General features: G+C 62.4%; 7 protein-coding genes, 1 other RNA gene and 2 pseudogenes. 6 read left to right on the forward strand and 4 right to left on the reverse strand.

What is annotated here, in order from left to right; all coding sequences use genetic code 11:
- Positions 1–121 precede the first annotated feature (121 nt).
- The 4 genes and pseudogenes from XpopCFBP1817_RS06330 to XpopCFBP1817_RS22660 all read left to right on the forward strand — a co-directional run bounded on the left by XpopCFBP1817_RS06330 (position 122) and on the right by XpopCFBP1817_RS22660 (position 3757).
- The gene (locus tag XpopCFBP1817_RS06330; protein ID WP_244171078.1) at positions 122–1075 is read left to right on the forward strand and encodes a S41 family peptidase; all 954 of its coding nucleotides are present in this window, start codon (positions 122–124) and stop codon (positions 1073–1075) included.
- Between the two features lie 26 nt (positions 1076–1101).
- Positions 1102–1728 carry a TonB-dependent receptor plug domain-containing protein gene (locus XpopCFBP1817_RS22650; protein ID WP_244171079.1) on the forward strand — a complete coding sequence of 209 codons (627 nt, stop codon included), beginning with the start codon at positions 1102–1104 and terminating at the stop codon, positions 1726–1728.
- A 65-nt stretch (positions 1729–1793) separates the two neighbouring features.
- Positions 1794–2357, forward strand: a complete 564-nt coding sequence (locus XpopCFBP1817_RS22655; RefSeq protein WP_244171080.1) for a hypothetical protein — start codon at positions 1794–1796, stop codon at positions 2355–2357.
- A 350-nt stretch (positions 2358–2707) separates the two neighbouring features.
- Positions 2708–3757, forward strand: a pseudogene (locus XpopCFBP1817_RS22660) (TonB-dependent receptor domain-containing protein).
- Between the two features lie 170 nt (positions 3758–3927).
- Here the strand turns inward: XpopCFBP1817_RS22660 and XpopCFBP1817_RS06340 are convergent.
- The gene (locus XpopCFBP1817_RS06340; protein ID WP_128416473.1) at positions 3928–5160 is read right to left on the reverse strand and encodes a multifunctional CCA addition/repair protein; all 1233 of its coding nucleotides are present in this window, start codon (positions 5158–5160) and stop codon (positions 3928–3930) included.
- 483 nt (positions 5161–5643) lie between these two features.
- Between XpopCFBP1817_RS06340 and XpopCFBP1817_RS06350 the strand changes: the two genes are divergently transcribed.
- Positions 5644–5720, forward strand: a non-coding RNA gene (locus XpopCFBP1817_RS06350) — sX9 sRNA.
- Positions 5721–5931: 211 nt separating this feature from the next.
- Here the strand turns inward: XpopCFBP1817_RS06350 and XpopCFBP1817_RS06355 are convergent.
- Positions 5932–7905 (reverse strand): transglycosylase SLT domain-containing protein, encoded by a 1974-nt coding sequence (locus tag XpopCFBP1817_RS06355; protein WP_128416475.1) that lies wholly within the window; start codon positions 7903–7905, stop codon positions 5932–5934.
- A 271-nt stretch (positions 7906–8176) separates the two neighbouring features.
- On the opposite strand from XpopCFBP1817_RS06355, the gene XpopCFBP1817_RS06360 reads away from it, so the two are divergent.
- Entirely contained in the window at positions 8177–11056 is a 2880-nt protein-coding gene (locus XpopCFBP1817_RS06360) for a TonB-dependent receptor plug domain-containing protein (protein WP_128416476.1), read from the forward strand.
- Here XpopCFBP1817_RS06360 and XpopCFBP1817_RS22665 read toward each other — a convergent pair.
- Positions 11056–11431 (reverse strand): annotated as a pseudogene (locus XpopCFBP1817_RS22665) (IS4 family transposase); the annotation flags it as partial. The gene XpopCFBP1817_RS06360 and the pseudogene XpopCFBP1817_RS22665 overlap by 1 nt on opposite strands.
- Before the next feature lie 22 nt (positions 11432–11453).
- Entirely contained in the window at positions 11454–14453 is a 3000-nt protein-coding gene (locus XpopCFBP1817_RS06370; RefSeq protein ID WP_128416478.1) for a valine--tRNA ligase, read from the reverse strand.
- Between the last annotated feature and the right edge of the window lie 398 nt (positions 14454–14851).

The raw sequence follows: 14851 nt of genomic DNA on the forward strand, positions 1-14851 counted from the left end.
GCCGCGCGCACTGCACGTTCGGTGCTGCCTGCGCACAATTGGACGCTGTTTCTTTGCGCGGCCAGTCGTTGCTGTTGTCCGGTGTATTGGCAACCTCCAACCCATCGCAGGGCGCCACGCTATGGATGCGCGTCAGGCGACGTCGCGTGGAAGCAATTGCACAGCGCCAACAGCCCGCCATGCAGGCGCGCCTGCTGTCATCCGGCATTGCCTATCTCGACGTCCCCGGCCTGATGACATCCTCCAGAGAAGTCAGCGTGCTTACGAGACATCGCTTACAACGGCGCTGGATCAAGCTGCCGCACAGGCCAGCTGTGGCTGGATTGTCGATTTACGCCACAACACCGGGGGCACCATGTGGCCGATGGTCAACGGGTTGCACGCGCTACTGGGCAATGCAGCGCTCGGCAGCCCTGTCGATGCAGCAGGCAAGCAATCGCCATGGCGGGCACGGTCTGCGCAACGCTCGACTGCCTCGCCCGACGGCCTGCAAACAGATCGCCCGGTCGCCGTCTTGATCGGCCCCAGGACCGCGAGTGCGGGCGAGATGGTTGCGATCTCCTTCCGTGGTCGTGCCAACACGCGCAGCTTCGGTCAGCCAAGCGCCAGCCAGACCACCGGCAATCGCTCGGTGGAACTGCCTGGCGGCGGTGTCCTTGCGATTGCCAGCACCTACACGCAGGATCGGAGCGGGCATCGCATCGATGGCAGGCTGCAACCGGATGTAGTGCTCGACCCGCAGGCCGAAGCGGCCGAGGCGGCAGCACACTGGTTGCGTCTGCAGGGCTGCGTGCCGTCGAAGGAATCGCTTGTTAGCGAACGCTCTGCGGGCGGTGTTAGTCACCGCTGCAACTCAAAGAAATTTGCGTGCTTTCGAAACAGCAGCACATTCGGAATTCATGCAAATGTTGCCGCCGATCATGCATCGGTCCGGCGCCTTGACCGGCACGCCACGATTGCAATGGCAATGGCAGCGCGGGACGCTGCTCGCATCCGGCACAGGCGGCGGATTGCGGGCTGGGCACATGCATCGCGCGTTCTTGCGCAACTAACCGGTTGCGACGTAGCACCCTAGAGGTCTAAGCAATGGTGTATCCCCGTGTGTTCGAGTTGTCCGGTCATTTCCTGTTTCACGCGCGTGCACCGGCTCGCTCGCCACTGAGCGCAGCGGTGCGTGGTTTGCTGTTGGGTGGCGCGGCGGTTGCCAGCGCCGTGGCGCTTCCAGCATTCGCGCAAGAACAGCCTGCTCCAGCTGCGCCACAAGCGCCTGCACAGACCAACCCATCGGTCTCCACGCTGGATGAAATCAAGGTGGTGGGCTACCAAGCAAGCCTGGGCAAAGCGTTCAACGTCAAGCGCAATGCCGACGCGATCGTCGATGCGATCAGCGCAGAAGATATCGGTAAATTCCCGGTTACCAATGTTGCTGAATCTTTGTCGCGGCTCTCCGGTATCACCGTGGATCGGAAATTTGGTGAAGGCGAAACAGTCAGCATTCTCGGCACTGACCCTGCGCTCAATCGCGTCTTGATCAACGGCCAGACCATTGCGTCCACCAGTTGGGGGCGGCGACCCCAACGACCCGGACAGCCGTTCGTTCGACTACAGCACGCTGGCACCGGAAGTGGTCGGCTTGATGGAGGTCTACAAAACCCCGGAAGCGCGTATCGACGAAGGCTCGATCGGCGGCACCGTGATCGTGCACACGCGCAAACCGCTGGATCTTGAGCGCAACACGCTGACCGGTACGGTGAGCTACGGCTACAACGATCGTTCCGAAGACCCCAAGCCGAATGCGTTGGCGCTATACAGCGAAAAACCAGGACCAAACGCTGGGCGTGCTCACCTCGGTGACGCATTCGCAGCGTGTGCTACGCCGCGATCATGTGAAAATTTTCGGTTACGATAATGCGGAAGGCGCAGGGTTTCCGCCGGATGTGGTCGGCAATAACGTCGGGGTGTTTCCGACCTCGATCAACACGGCGCTGTTCCAGCAGACCCGCAAACGCGATGGTGTCAGCGCGGCACTGCAATGGAAGCCCGATGCCGATTTCGAGCTCAATCTGACTGGTTTGTACGTCAAGGAAAGTTTCGACAACTACAGCCAGAGCCGCTATGGCTACTGGGGCTCCAACCCAGGCGATGCGCAGGCGCTGGGCTTCCAGAACGGCGTGGCGACCTCGGGCACCTTCGGCGATCAATCCACCACGTTTCTGGACGGCTACCTGCGCAACAGCGAGGTCAGCACCGGCAGCATCCATCTGCGCGCCGATTGGCATGGCGATGGATGGAATGCGTCCAGCCAGGTGGGTTACACCAGCTCGCAAGGCGGCGCCGAGCGTATCTACGGCATCTAGTTCCGCACTCAGGCCGGTTACAGCTACATCATCGACGGGCGCCGCACCGCGATGGACTACAGCACCGATCCCACCAATGCCGCCGCGATGCAGCTCAACAATGCATCGGCCAGCCACAGCCGACAGTACGACAAGGAGCGCTATCTGCAGCTGGACTTCGAGCACGCGGTGGAGTGGGGGCCGTTTACGCAGATTCTCACAGGTATCAAGCTGACCAATCACGCCACCGGGCAGTCGGCGTACAGCCGTACCTGGACGCCGAACGACGGCAGCGCGCTCGCTGCGTTCTCGCCAGGAACCACGCCGTCGGGGTATCTGGATGGCTTGTCGACCAGTGCCGATATGCAGCAGTGGTCAACGATCAACAGCGGCGCGATCAGCAATACATCGGCGGATTGGAGGGCGACGACGGGCTGCCGATCAGCTACGCCGGCAACTACAGCATCGAAGAACAAAATCGTGCGTGGTTCTTGCAAGCTAATTTTTCCGACGAGCGGTGTCGCGGCAACATCGGCGTGCGTTATGTGCAAACGCGCGATTCCACCGATGGTTTCAGTTACGCGCCGGACGGTGGCTATACGCCGGTCAATTTCCTCAACAGCTACGGCAAGTGGCTGCCGGCCTTCAATATCGCCTACGACCTGCGCGAAGATTTGATGGTGCGCTTCGCCGCCTCCAAAGTGATTGCGCGGCCGCGCTACACCAACATGACCCGGTATGTGGCCACCGACGACGCCACGCTCACCGCTTCCACCGGAAACCCAAGTTTGAGCCCGTACGAGTCGACCAATCGGGGAGCATCGTTGGAGTGGTATTTCTCCGGTAGCAGCGTGCTCAGCAGCGAATTCTTCTAGCGTGACATCTCCAACTACATCCTGACCACGGTGGAAGACCGGGTGTTGTTCAACAACGCTACCGGCGGATCGAGCACTTACCAGACTTCCGTGCCGACCAATGCCGACCAATCCGGCGATGCCAAGGTGCGTGGCGTGGCGGTCAACCTGCAGCACAACGTCGGCAACGGATTCGGCTTGGTGGCCAACTATACCCATTCCGATTCGAAAACCGACGGCGATTACAGCCTGCCGTACAACTCGCGCAACGCTTACAACATCAGCCCTTACTATGAGCAGGGCAAGTGGAGTGCGCGCCTGAATCTGGGCTGGCGCTCGGAATACTTCACCCAGATAGGCCGGCTCAACGGTCAGCAGATGACCGATGCGTTTACCCAGATGGATGCATCGTTGGGCTACCAGGCCACCGAGCGTCTGCGCGTGGCGCTGGATGCCACCAATCTGCTGGACGAAACCTACTTCAGCTACATTGGCAACAAGCACCAGCCGTACTACATTTACAAAAACGGTCGTTCTTTCATGTTGAGTCTGAATTTCAAGCTTTGAGCGTCACGGTCGGGGCGGCTGCTGCAACGTAGCTGCTCCGGCCGCAGTCGTGGACGCGCTGCAGCAGCAGCTGCAGCGTGACCACCAGTGGATGCGCAGGACGTTGCGATAACGCTTCCACGACCTGCACTTTGAAACATTCGCGCTTCTGCACCGATGCAACGATGGCGTTATGCGCTCGTCTTTCGCGCCGCCGCAATCGCGGCAATCCGTGCCTTGGCCAATGCCTCGCCGATCTGTGGGCCGTGCAGGCCCTCTGCGGCCAGATCGCGTGCGTTGATCGCAAGTGCCACCGCATGCAGTCGCTTGAGTTCCTCGCCCTGCGGATACGCCGTATCTTCGCTACCCAGTCGGCCACGCTTGTCTGCTTCGCAGACCAGGGCGAGCTGTGCGATGCGCGCGGGGCGGCGAAACGCATCGCAGCGCAGCAGCAGCTCGTGCACGGTGCGGTCGCGTAGTTCGGCCAGGCGATGCACGTTAAGGTGTTCGCGGCAGGCGGTGACGGCGAGCTGGCGATAATCCTGCGGCACCTTGAGGCGCTCGCACAGTGCTTGCAGCGGGGCGACGCCGCGTTGTTCATGCATGACGTGGCGCGGCCATTGGTCTGGCGGCGTGAGTGCTTTACCCAGATCGTGGGTCAAAGCGGCAAAACCCACCAGTGCATCGCCTGGCGCCAGTTGCGCGGCCATGTCGCTGACCATTTCCTGGTGAATGCCGGTGTCTATTTCCGGATGAAACTCGGCACGTTGCGGTACGCCGTACAGCGCGTCGATCTCGGGCAGGATGACGCGCAGTGCAGCGGTGTCGTGCAGCGTGCGCAGGAATACAGAGGGCTGTGCGCTTGCCAGTACACGACGCAATTCCTGCCACACGCGTTCGGGCACCAGGCTGTCCAGTTCGCCGCTGGCGGCCATCTCGCGCATCAGTGCCAGCGTCTCCGGCGCCACGGTGAAGCCAAGCGGTGCCAGCCGCGCCATGAAGCGTGCGGCACGCAAGACACGGACAGGGTCTTCGACAAACGCCGGCCCCACATGGCGCAGCGCGCGCGCTTGCAGATCGCGCGCGCCGCCGTAAGGGTCGAACAACGTGCCAGTGTCTTCATCGCGTGCGATCGCGTTGATGGTGAAGTCGCGGCGCAGCAGATCCTCTTCCAGCGTCACCGAAGGATCGGCATCCACCACGAAGCCGCGATAGCCGCGGCCGGACTTGCGCTCGGTGCGTGCCAGCGCATATTCCTCGCCGCTACGCGGATGCAGAAATACCGGGAAATCCTTGCCAACCGGCTTGAAGCCCTGCGCTTCCATCTGTGCCTGATCGGCACCGACCACGACCCAGTCGCGGTCGCCGGCCGGTTGACCAAGCAGAGCATCGCGGACTGCGCCGCCAACGAGATAGATCTTCATCGCGACATGATGCCCGATGCGGTGGGCGGGTCGAAACACCACGCATCGAGTGCTGCTGGACGTCTGACCAGCGTTTGGGCATAGCCAGGTGGCGCCAACGTGCAAATCTCTGCATCTGGCGCCGATTGGTCAAGGCAGGTAGTTCGGTCGCAGAGCGGAAAGCGGCTGATCTGCGGCTTGGCTGCAGGGCCCTTGCCCACCCACCATCGCGGGCCACGCCGTGAATCCGTCCATGGAGGCTCTTCTGCGGCATCCATGCCGCAAAAGGTCCCGCGACGGTGAGCGGGCAAGGACCCGTCGAGAGGGTCGGTGTGTATGGCGCAAGCAATGCACGATGCATGTTGTTCGGATAACGGTGGGTTCGCCTAGCTTTCCAACGCAAGCCGAGCAACCAACAAGCTTTTAAGAAAGCAACCGACTAAGAGCGGCTAACAAAACTACTACGCAGCCGCCAGGCGGGCGCGGCCGGTGCTCGGAAGCGGCATGTACCACTCGTATACTCCGGTTCTGAGCGCGCCGTCCGCACCCACCTGACGACCGCTCGCCACGTTTTGTTAGCCGCTCTAACTCTCTGGTGCGGTGTCCTCGCTGCTTGCGGGACCGTGTGGCGGCATGGAGGCGGCCACCGAGCCTCCATGGACGGATTCACGGCGTGTCCCGCGAGCGGTGAGGGCACCGCGCCCTCGACGAAACACTGGCCGAGGCAAACACACGCAACGGCGCAAGCGCGATCACCTCATCCGGCCGCCGTGCACGTCGGCTGGCTTGGGCTCAGTCCTGCGCCGCGTTGTTGGCGGCCTGGCCCGGTGTGCACACCGGCTTCAAGCGCTTGTCCACCAGCTTGCCCATCAGCCGGTCGCTCAGCGGCAGCATGTCGCCGTTGAGTTGCCAGTCGTAGATCACGCTGAAGGCCAGCACGCGCGCAACGTATTCGCGGGTTTCCTTGTAGCTGATGGTTTCGATCCAGAAATCCGGATCGAAGTTGGGCCGCTGCGATTGCCAACGCCCAGCCGGGCCGGGGCCGGCGTTGTAGGCGGCGATGGTCAGGTAGGGCAGGCCGTAGATGTTGAGCAACTGACGTAGATAGGCGGTGCCGATGGCGATGTTGGTGTCCGGCTCGTACAGGCTGGTGGCGCCCGCATAGCCGGGCAGGGCGATACCCTTGGCCACCGCCGCGCCGGTGCCCGGCAACACCTGCATCAAGCCCATGGCGTTCGCAGGCGAGCGTGCGCGTGGATTGAAGATGCTTTCTGCGCGGATCTCCGCTGCCACCCAGGCCGGGTCGATCGCATTCTTGGCCGCTTCGCGGCGGATGCTGTCGTCGTGATGCAGTGGAAAGCGCAACGCATACAGCCGTTGTTCGTCCGGCTGCGTGCCGAGCGCGAACACCGCGCGATCGAACCAACCGTTCTCGCTGGCCACTTGCACGGCCAGACGGCGTTGGGTGTCGTCGAAGCGGGCTGCGGCATCGTTCCACTCGGCCACCGCCCAACCGGGGCGGTCGATCTGGAACAAGGCAATCGCGCGGATCAACGCCGGGTCGCGTGCGACGGCGGCTTTGGCTTGCGGGTTGTCCTTGGGCTCCCACGGGCATAGCCGGTACGGCTGCTTCAGGCGATCGGCGGCCAGAAAGCCGTGGAAGGTCGGCGATTGCGCAGCTGCAAGATACAGCCGCTGTGCGGCCGCGGCAGCGCCGGTCTTTTCGGCCAAGCGCGCTTCGAAATACTGCCAGCGCGAATCGCTGCGCTGGGTTGCGGACATCTTGCGGATCGCCGCCAATGCAGACGGCCAGTCGCCACGCGACATCGCCTCGCGCGCACGCCATTCGTGCAGGCGTTCGTCGTACGCGGCATCGGGCACCGCGTTGAGGCGGCGTGCCGAATCCGGCAGATAAGAAGCCACTGTCCACAACGCGATCTGGTACAGCACCTGGCTGCGTTGCGCCTCGCTGAAGCCGAGCGCGGTGGCCAGCTGGGGCAACTGCTGCTCGGCTGCGTCCGGGTCACTTTTGGCCAGCTTGGCCAGCCCATCGACAGCGATGCCACGGCTGCGCTCGGTCTTGGGCCACCCCAGTGCACGCGGGTGCACCTTGTCCAGAAACGCAGCGTAGTCGCCTGCCAACGCCAGATCGGCCGCAGGCAGGCCGCGCGCTGCGGTGCGCATCACCACGGGCAGTTGTGCATCGGCCGCCGCTTCCACGCGCTCCCAACGCAACGCGGGTGTCAAATCGCCACGCGCTTCCAGTGCAGCGACCACCGGGTCGCAGGCATCGGGCAGCGCCTTGCCGTTGCGCCATAGCGTGAGCGCATCACGGCTCCACTGCGCGTCGGCCTTGCCGGTGGCCTGGCGCGCGGTGAGCTGTGCGCAGCGCAGGCCGAGGTTGTCGGTGGATTTCCAGTTGGCCAGTAGCGTGGTCCAGTCCTGACGCCGTGCCACTGCTGGCAACCAGGTGCTACGGAAGCTCTCGGCCACCGGCTGGCCCGCATAGCGCTGCAGGAATGCCTGCGCCTGCGTGGTGGAGACGCTGTCGATGTTGCGCTTGAGCGTGGCGTATTCCAGCCAGCCGTAAAGCGGATGGCGATTCAACGCGCTGAGTTGACCGGCATCGGATTGACCGCGCTCTGCGGCGGCGATGGCATCGCGCATGGCGGTCAGTTGCGGGTCGAGGTGTTGGGCATGCAGCGCAGTGCTGCCAAGGCACAGCAGGCCGACGAAAACAGTGGCGAGACGGGGGGCATAAGTCATTGCGCGATGATACCGAAGCACCCATGAGCGCTTGAGTGAATACGCCTCGCAGCGGTGTAAACGCGCACATCCCGGCATGCAGGTCGATCGCGTTACAACGCGCGCAATCGCACGCTTGCGTTCGTGTGTTGCGCCTTGGCAACCACTGCGACCTGCTGCGCAGTGCTGCACGGCCAGCTTGCGGAGCGTTAAGGTTTCGTTTAAAAGTTGGGACGGACCGCAGGGCACGGGGGCGTGCGGATATTTAAAAATCCTTCTGGAGAGAGAAAGGATGAAGCGTCTGATTGGCCCTCATCGGTCATGCTTGGCCGTGCAGTTGTCGTTGTGTCTGATTTCCACACTTGCCTGGGCGCAACAGCCCGAGGCCGCCCCGAGTACGCGCACGCTCGACAGCGTGCAGGTCACCGGCACGCGCATCAGAACCGCCGAATTGCAGGGCCAGGTGCCGATCCAGACGCTCAACCGTGCCGACATCGAACGCACCGGCCTGACCTCGATCGGCGAGGTGCTGCAGGAACTCACCGCGTCTGGCTCGGCGCTCAATGCCAAGTTCAACTCGTCCGGCAATTTCGGCTTTCCGCCCGATGGTGGCGGCGTGGGCGCAGGCTCGGCGCAAGTGGATCTGCGCCATCTCGGGTCCAAGCGCGTGCTGGTGCTGGTGGATGGTATTCGCTGGGTCAACGAATCCTCAGCGTCGGGCGTGGGGTCGTCGACCGATCTCAACACCATTCCGTTGGCCATCGTGGAGCGCATCGAAGTGCTCGAAGACGGCGCTTCGTCGCTGTACGGCTCGGACGCAATTGCCGGCGTGGTCAACATCATCACCCGGCGTAGCTTCGACGGTGCGCAGGTCACGCTCAACTACGGGCAGTACGGCAAGGGCGACGGCGCCAATCAGGGCATGGACCTGGCTTGGGGCAAAAGCGGTGACGATTTCAGCCTGTTTATTGGCGCCAGCTACGTCAAGCAGGATCCGATCTATGCGCGCGATCGCGCGCAGGCACGCTTCCCGATTCCGGGCACCGGGCTGACCTTCGCCAGCTCGGCAACGCCGGATGGCCGCTTCCAGTTCGTCGACCCCAACACCGGTGTGCGCCAGAACCTCACGCCCAATGCCGGCGTGGGCACGCCGCAATACGATGGCAGCGGCGGCTGTACACGCAGCGACGATTACCACTGCTTTACCACCGCAGACCGTTACAACTTTGCCGAACAGAATCTGTTGCTGACGCCGTCCGAGCGCAAGGGCGTGTTCGCGCAGTTTCGCTATTATTTCAACGACGATGTGCAGTGGTACGTCAAAGCGTTGGGCAACCGGCGCGAATCGACCAACCAGGCTGCACCCGAGCCGATCTTTCTCGGCCCCGATGCCGGCACCGGCAATCCGCTGGCCGACAACATCGTGATTTCGGCGCTGAATCCGTTCAATCCGTTCGGCTTCGAGTTGAACTCGGCCACCAACCTGATCCAGATCGGCCGCCGCCCGGTCGAAGGCGGGGTGCGTCGGTTCGAGCAGCAGGTCGATACGCAATACTTCGGCACCGGCCTGGTCGGCACCTTCGAAGGCGCGGCGCGCACGTGGTTCTGGGACGTCAACGGCATGTACAGCAAGAACAAGGCCGAGCAGACCAACCACGGTAGCTACAACCTGTTCAATATCAATCTGGGGCTGGGCGACCCGGCTTTATGTGCGGCGGTGGCCGGCTGCGTGCCATTGGATATCTTCAGCGGTGCCGGCAGCATCACGCCGGAGATGTTGCGCTGGATCCAGCCGGTGGTCCGCGACCGCAGCCAGAACGAATTGAGCCTGTTCACCGCCAATCTCAGCAGCGAGTTGTTCCAGTTGCCCGGCGGTGCGGTGTCGTTCGCCACTGGCTACGAATACCGCAAGTACGAAGGCGCGTATCAACCCGATCCGCTTACCGTGGCAGGGCGCTACAACGGTGTGCCGTCGTTGCCCACCTCTGGCAGCTACGACGTCAACGAAGCCTATCTCGAACTCAATATCCCGATCTTCGCCAACTCGTCGTTGGGCGACAAACTCGATCTGAATATCGCCGGCCGCTATTCGGATTACTCCACCTTCGGCGGCGAGTTCACGCCCAAGTACGGCCTGCGTTGGCAAGTCACCGACGAGTTGGTGTTGCGCACCGGCTACGCAGAAGGCTTCCGCGCGCCGACCATCGGCGAGTTGTTCGGGTCGGCGGCGCGCGCCGATCTGCAGTTGTCCGATCCGTGTTCGATCGGGCTGGGCGGCACCGCGCCGCGTGGCAGCGCCGCCAATTGCGCTGCGCTCGGTGCGCCGGCTGGCTATCAACAGGCCAATCAGCAGATCTCGGTCACGACGGGAGGGAACGAACGGTTGGATCCGGAACGCTCGCGCAGCTTCAGTGCCGGCTTCGTCTTCAGCCCGGGCTTTGCCAGCAATGCCAGTTGGTCGGACCGTCTCGATCTGGAGATGACATTCTATCGCCATCATGTGGATGGCGCGATCCAGGCGATCAACGCGCAAACGCAGCTGGATCTGTGCGTGGATACGTTGGACGCGCTGTACTGCAACGGCATCGCGCGCGCGTCCACCGGCGGCATCAATGCGTTCAATAACCGGTTGACCAATCTGGGCTCGATCAAGACCGACGGTTGGGACGTGGATCTGTTCTGGACGCTGCCGAAAACCGCATTTGGCCGCTTCAAGTTGTCCTGGCAGAACACCTTCGTGGGCCGTTACGAGGTGCTCGGTGCGGCAGGGCAGCGGCAGCCGCAGGGGCCCGGGATCGAAGTGGTGGACAGTGCGATTCCCGAGTGGACCAGCAACGCGGTACTGGACTGGTCACTAGGCAATTGGAGCGCATCGTGGACCGCGCGCCACATCTCCAAACTCACCGAGCAATGCGGCGATGCGTTGGAATTTGCGGTGTGTTCCGATCCTGCCGTGGGGACCAATCGCCTGGATGCGATCACCTATCACGATGCGAAACTGGGCTATCGCGTCGATTGGCTCAAGGGGCTGCAACTCACGGCCGGCTTGAACAACGTGTTCGACAAGGATCCACCGCTCTGCCTGTCGTGCTCACTCAATGGCTATGACGCTTCCACTTACGACATCCCCGGTGGGCGCTTCTGGTATGCGCGTGTGGATTTGAAGTTTTAGTCCATTAAGGTCAACGTGCGTCCACCCACCGTAACGGCTGCGCGCAGCAGGCACCAGGATGTATCCGCTTTGAGGTCGCTCCAGTCGATCACGATCAAAGCACGCGGGCCGCGCATTCACCAGCGCGCTATCGCCGCATGCAGCGATAAGCACTCCGCGTGCAGGTGATGGTTGCTCAACAAACCATCCAGCGCCCTGCGCGGTGCGCGCACGCGTACGCGCTCGGCACCGGGCCAGCGGCGAGCCAGATCCATCAGGGTCAGCCGGCAGCGTGCCGTCAACGCTTCCACTGCCTTCAACACCACCGGCGCGCGCAGGGCATGCATGGGCTCACCTGCATCGGCAACACCCCTGCACTACTTCGCTGGCGCGCATGGTCGTCAGTCCTTTCTATGGATTATTCATAGATCTTGGCGCGTTGCTCGCGCAAACCAGTCAACTGCGTGGTCCAATCGTTCAAGCGGGTGCGTTCCTGTTCGACCACTACAGCCGGTGCGTTCTGTACGAAGGTGGTGTTTCCCAACTTGCCGTTGCACTTGCCGATCTCGCCTTCCACGCGCTTGATTTCCTTTTCCAGGCGCGTGCGTTCGGCATCCATGTCGACCAGGCCTTCCAGCGGCACCAGCAAGGTGAGCTCGCCGACGATGGCGGCGGCCGACGGCGGTGCGTCCTGGCCGGCGTCCAGCCAGTCGATCGTTTCGAGCTTGAGCAGGAACGACAGCTGCGAGGCGAAGCGGGCAACGCGGGTGCGATCGTCCGCGGTGCCGGCCTGCAACAGCAGCCGCACCTGCTTGGATGGCGGCACGTTCAATTCGCTGCGCACGCGGCGCAAAGCCGACACCATCGACTTCAACCATTCGACATCGGTTTCTGCACTGGCATAGTCGTGCGTATCGATATCGCCGGCCTCCGGGAACGGCTGCAACGAGATCGTCGCGGCGGTGATGCCCAGGCGTGGTGCGACCTGCTGCCACAGTTCTTCGGTGACGAACGGGGTGAGCGGGTGCAACAGACGCAGCACTGCTTCAAGCACATAGAGCAGGGTGTGACGCGTGCTGGCGGCATCCTCTGCGTGCTCGGTCGCTTCGGGTGTGCTGCCCGCAGCTGCATGTGTGCTGTTCTGCACAGCGCCGTTGAGCGCGGGCTTGGCCAGTTCGACAAACCAATCGCAGAACGCATTCCAGGCGAACTCGTACAGCGATTGCGCGAGCAGATCGAAACGGTAGTTGGCGTAGTGGGCGTGGGTTTCTGCGGTGACTTTGTCCAGGCGCGCCAGGATCCACTGCTCCGCTTCGTTGCGCGGCTGCGGCACGCCCTTGAAACGCGCGCCTTCGGTATTAATCAGCACAAAGCGGGTGGCGTTCCACAGCTTGTTGCAGAAGTTCTTGTAGCCTTCGGCCCGGCCCAGATCGAACTTGATGTCGCGGCCATGCGTGGCGAGTGCGGCGATGGTGAAGCGCAGCGCGTCGGCACCGTGCGCGATGATGCCGTCGGGGAATTCCTTGCGCGTGGCTTTTTCGATCTTGGGCGCATCCTTGGGCTTCATCAACCCGGTGGTGCGCTTGGCGACCAACGCCTCGATGCTGATGCCGTCGATGATGTCCAGCGGATCGAGCACGTTGCCCTTGGACTTGGACATCTTCTGGCCTTGCGCATCGCGAATCAGGCCGGTGATGTAGACATCGCGGAAAGGCAGCTGGCAGGTGAAGCTGTCGGTGGCCATGATCATGCGCGCTACCCAGAAAAAGATGATGTCGAAACCGGTGACCAGCACCGACGACGGCAGATAGCGCGCGAAGCCGCGCTCGGCCATCGCATTCGCATCCGGCCAGCCCAGTGTGGAGAACGGCCACAGTTGCGAGGAGAACCAGGTTTCCAGCACGTCGCTGTCCTGATGCAAGGCGATCTCTGTACCTAGACCATGCCTGGCGCGCACCTGCGCTTGGTCGTGCCCGACGTAGCAACGGCCGGCATCGTCGAACCACGCCGGAATGCGGTGGCCCCACCACAGTTGACGGCTGATGCACCAGTCCTGGATGTTTTCCATCCAGTGGCGATAGGTGTTGATCCAGTTCGGTGGCACGAACTGGATCTGGCCGCTTTCGACCAGCTCCAGCCCGCGCTTGGCCAGCGCGTCCATCTTCACGAACCACTGGTCGGTGAGGTAGGGCTCGATCACCTGGCCGGTGCGATCGCCGCGCGGCACCTGCAGTTTGTGCGGCTTGGTTTCGACCAATCGACCTTCGTCTTCTAAGTGGGCCAAGACAAGTTTGCGAGCGTCATAGCGGTCCAGCCCTACATACATCGACGGGATCGAATAAGCGAAATGCTGACCGGTACGCTTGCGCTGGATTTGGTTGAGTTCGCGCCAATCGATACCAGGATCGACGAAGGGATGCTCGTCATCAGGATACTGCGTGCGTGGATCGACAATTTTTGCCTCATCCGTGAACAAGTTCACTAATGGGAGGTTATGTCGTTCACCCACCTGATAATCATTGAAATCATGCGCAGGCGTGACCTTGACCACGCCGGTGCCGAAGGCGCGATCGACATAATCGTCGGTGATCACCGGCACTTGCCTGCCGGTCAGCGGCAGCACGATGCGGGCGTTGTGCAGCGTGGCGTAGCGCGCATCGTCCGGGTGCACCATCACGGCGGTGTCGCCCAGCATGGTTTCCGGGCGCGTGGTGGCCACCACCAGATAATCGCGGGTTTCTCGCAGCGTCTCGTTGCCGTCGGCATCGTGCTCGACGTGCTCGTAGGTCACGCCATCGGCCAGCGGATAGCGGATCGACCACAGGAAGCCGTCTTCTTCGACGTTTTCCACTTCCAGATCGGAGATGGCGGTTTTCAGTACCGGGTCCCAGTTGACCAGGCGCTGGCCGCGGTAGATCAGGCCCTGTTCGTACCAGCGCACGAACGCCTCATTGACCGCGGCCGAGGGTTGCGGGTCCATCGTGAAGGTGCTGCGCGACCAGTCGCTGGAAGTGCCCAGGCGGCGCATCTGGCGCTCGATGGTGTCGCCGGATTCGGCTTTCCATTCCCACACCTTGGCGATGAAGCCCTCGCGCCCGAGCGAGTCGCGCGTTTCGCCATTGCCTTCCAGCGCCAGATTGCGCGACACCACCATCTCGGTCGCGATGCCGGCGTGGTCGGTGCCCACCTGCCACAACGTATCGAAGCCGCGCATGCGGTGATAGCGCACCAACGCATCCATCAGCGTCTGCTGAAACGCGTGGCCCATGTGCAGCGTGCCGGTCACGTTCGGCGGCGGCAGCAGCACGGTATAGGGCTCGCCCTTGCCGGACGGCACGAAGTAACCGGCCGCCTCCCACTGCGCGTACAGGCGCGATTCGAAGGAAGAGGGGTCGTAGCTGGAGGAGAGTTGTGTCATGGTGGAATCGAAAGGAGGCTGGAAAGTGGATTGATCGAAGTGGCGCCAGTTAGCGCCAGAATGCAGCTTATTTTCGTTTTGTCAGAGACGGAAATTGAGTATTTAAAAAAGCTGTCAGTGATTCATTGCGCCATAGGCTTGTGTCAGCTTACGCAGTCCATCGCGAAACTTACAGAAGCTTGGAGACTGGTTGAGCTCTACATCCATGTGAGGGCAGATATGGGCGGCCCATGCATGCTTGACCTCGCCAGGTAGCGGCCAGCCGGCCTTGATGATGGCTGCAGATCCCCCGGGGTGGACTGCATCTGCCAAGAGCTCCCAGGTACTGAGGTATCCCCACGTTTTTCAGCCCATGACCATCTGGTTGTAGACGTGTTCGGGCAGTGTGCGTAATCGCT

Origin of the sequence: Xanthomonas populi (genome assembly GCF_002940065.1) — a bacterium.
GTDB classification, from domain to species: Bacteria; Pseudomonadota; Gammaproteobacteria; order Xanthomonadales; family Xanthomonadaceae; genus Xanthomonas; species Xanthomonas populi.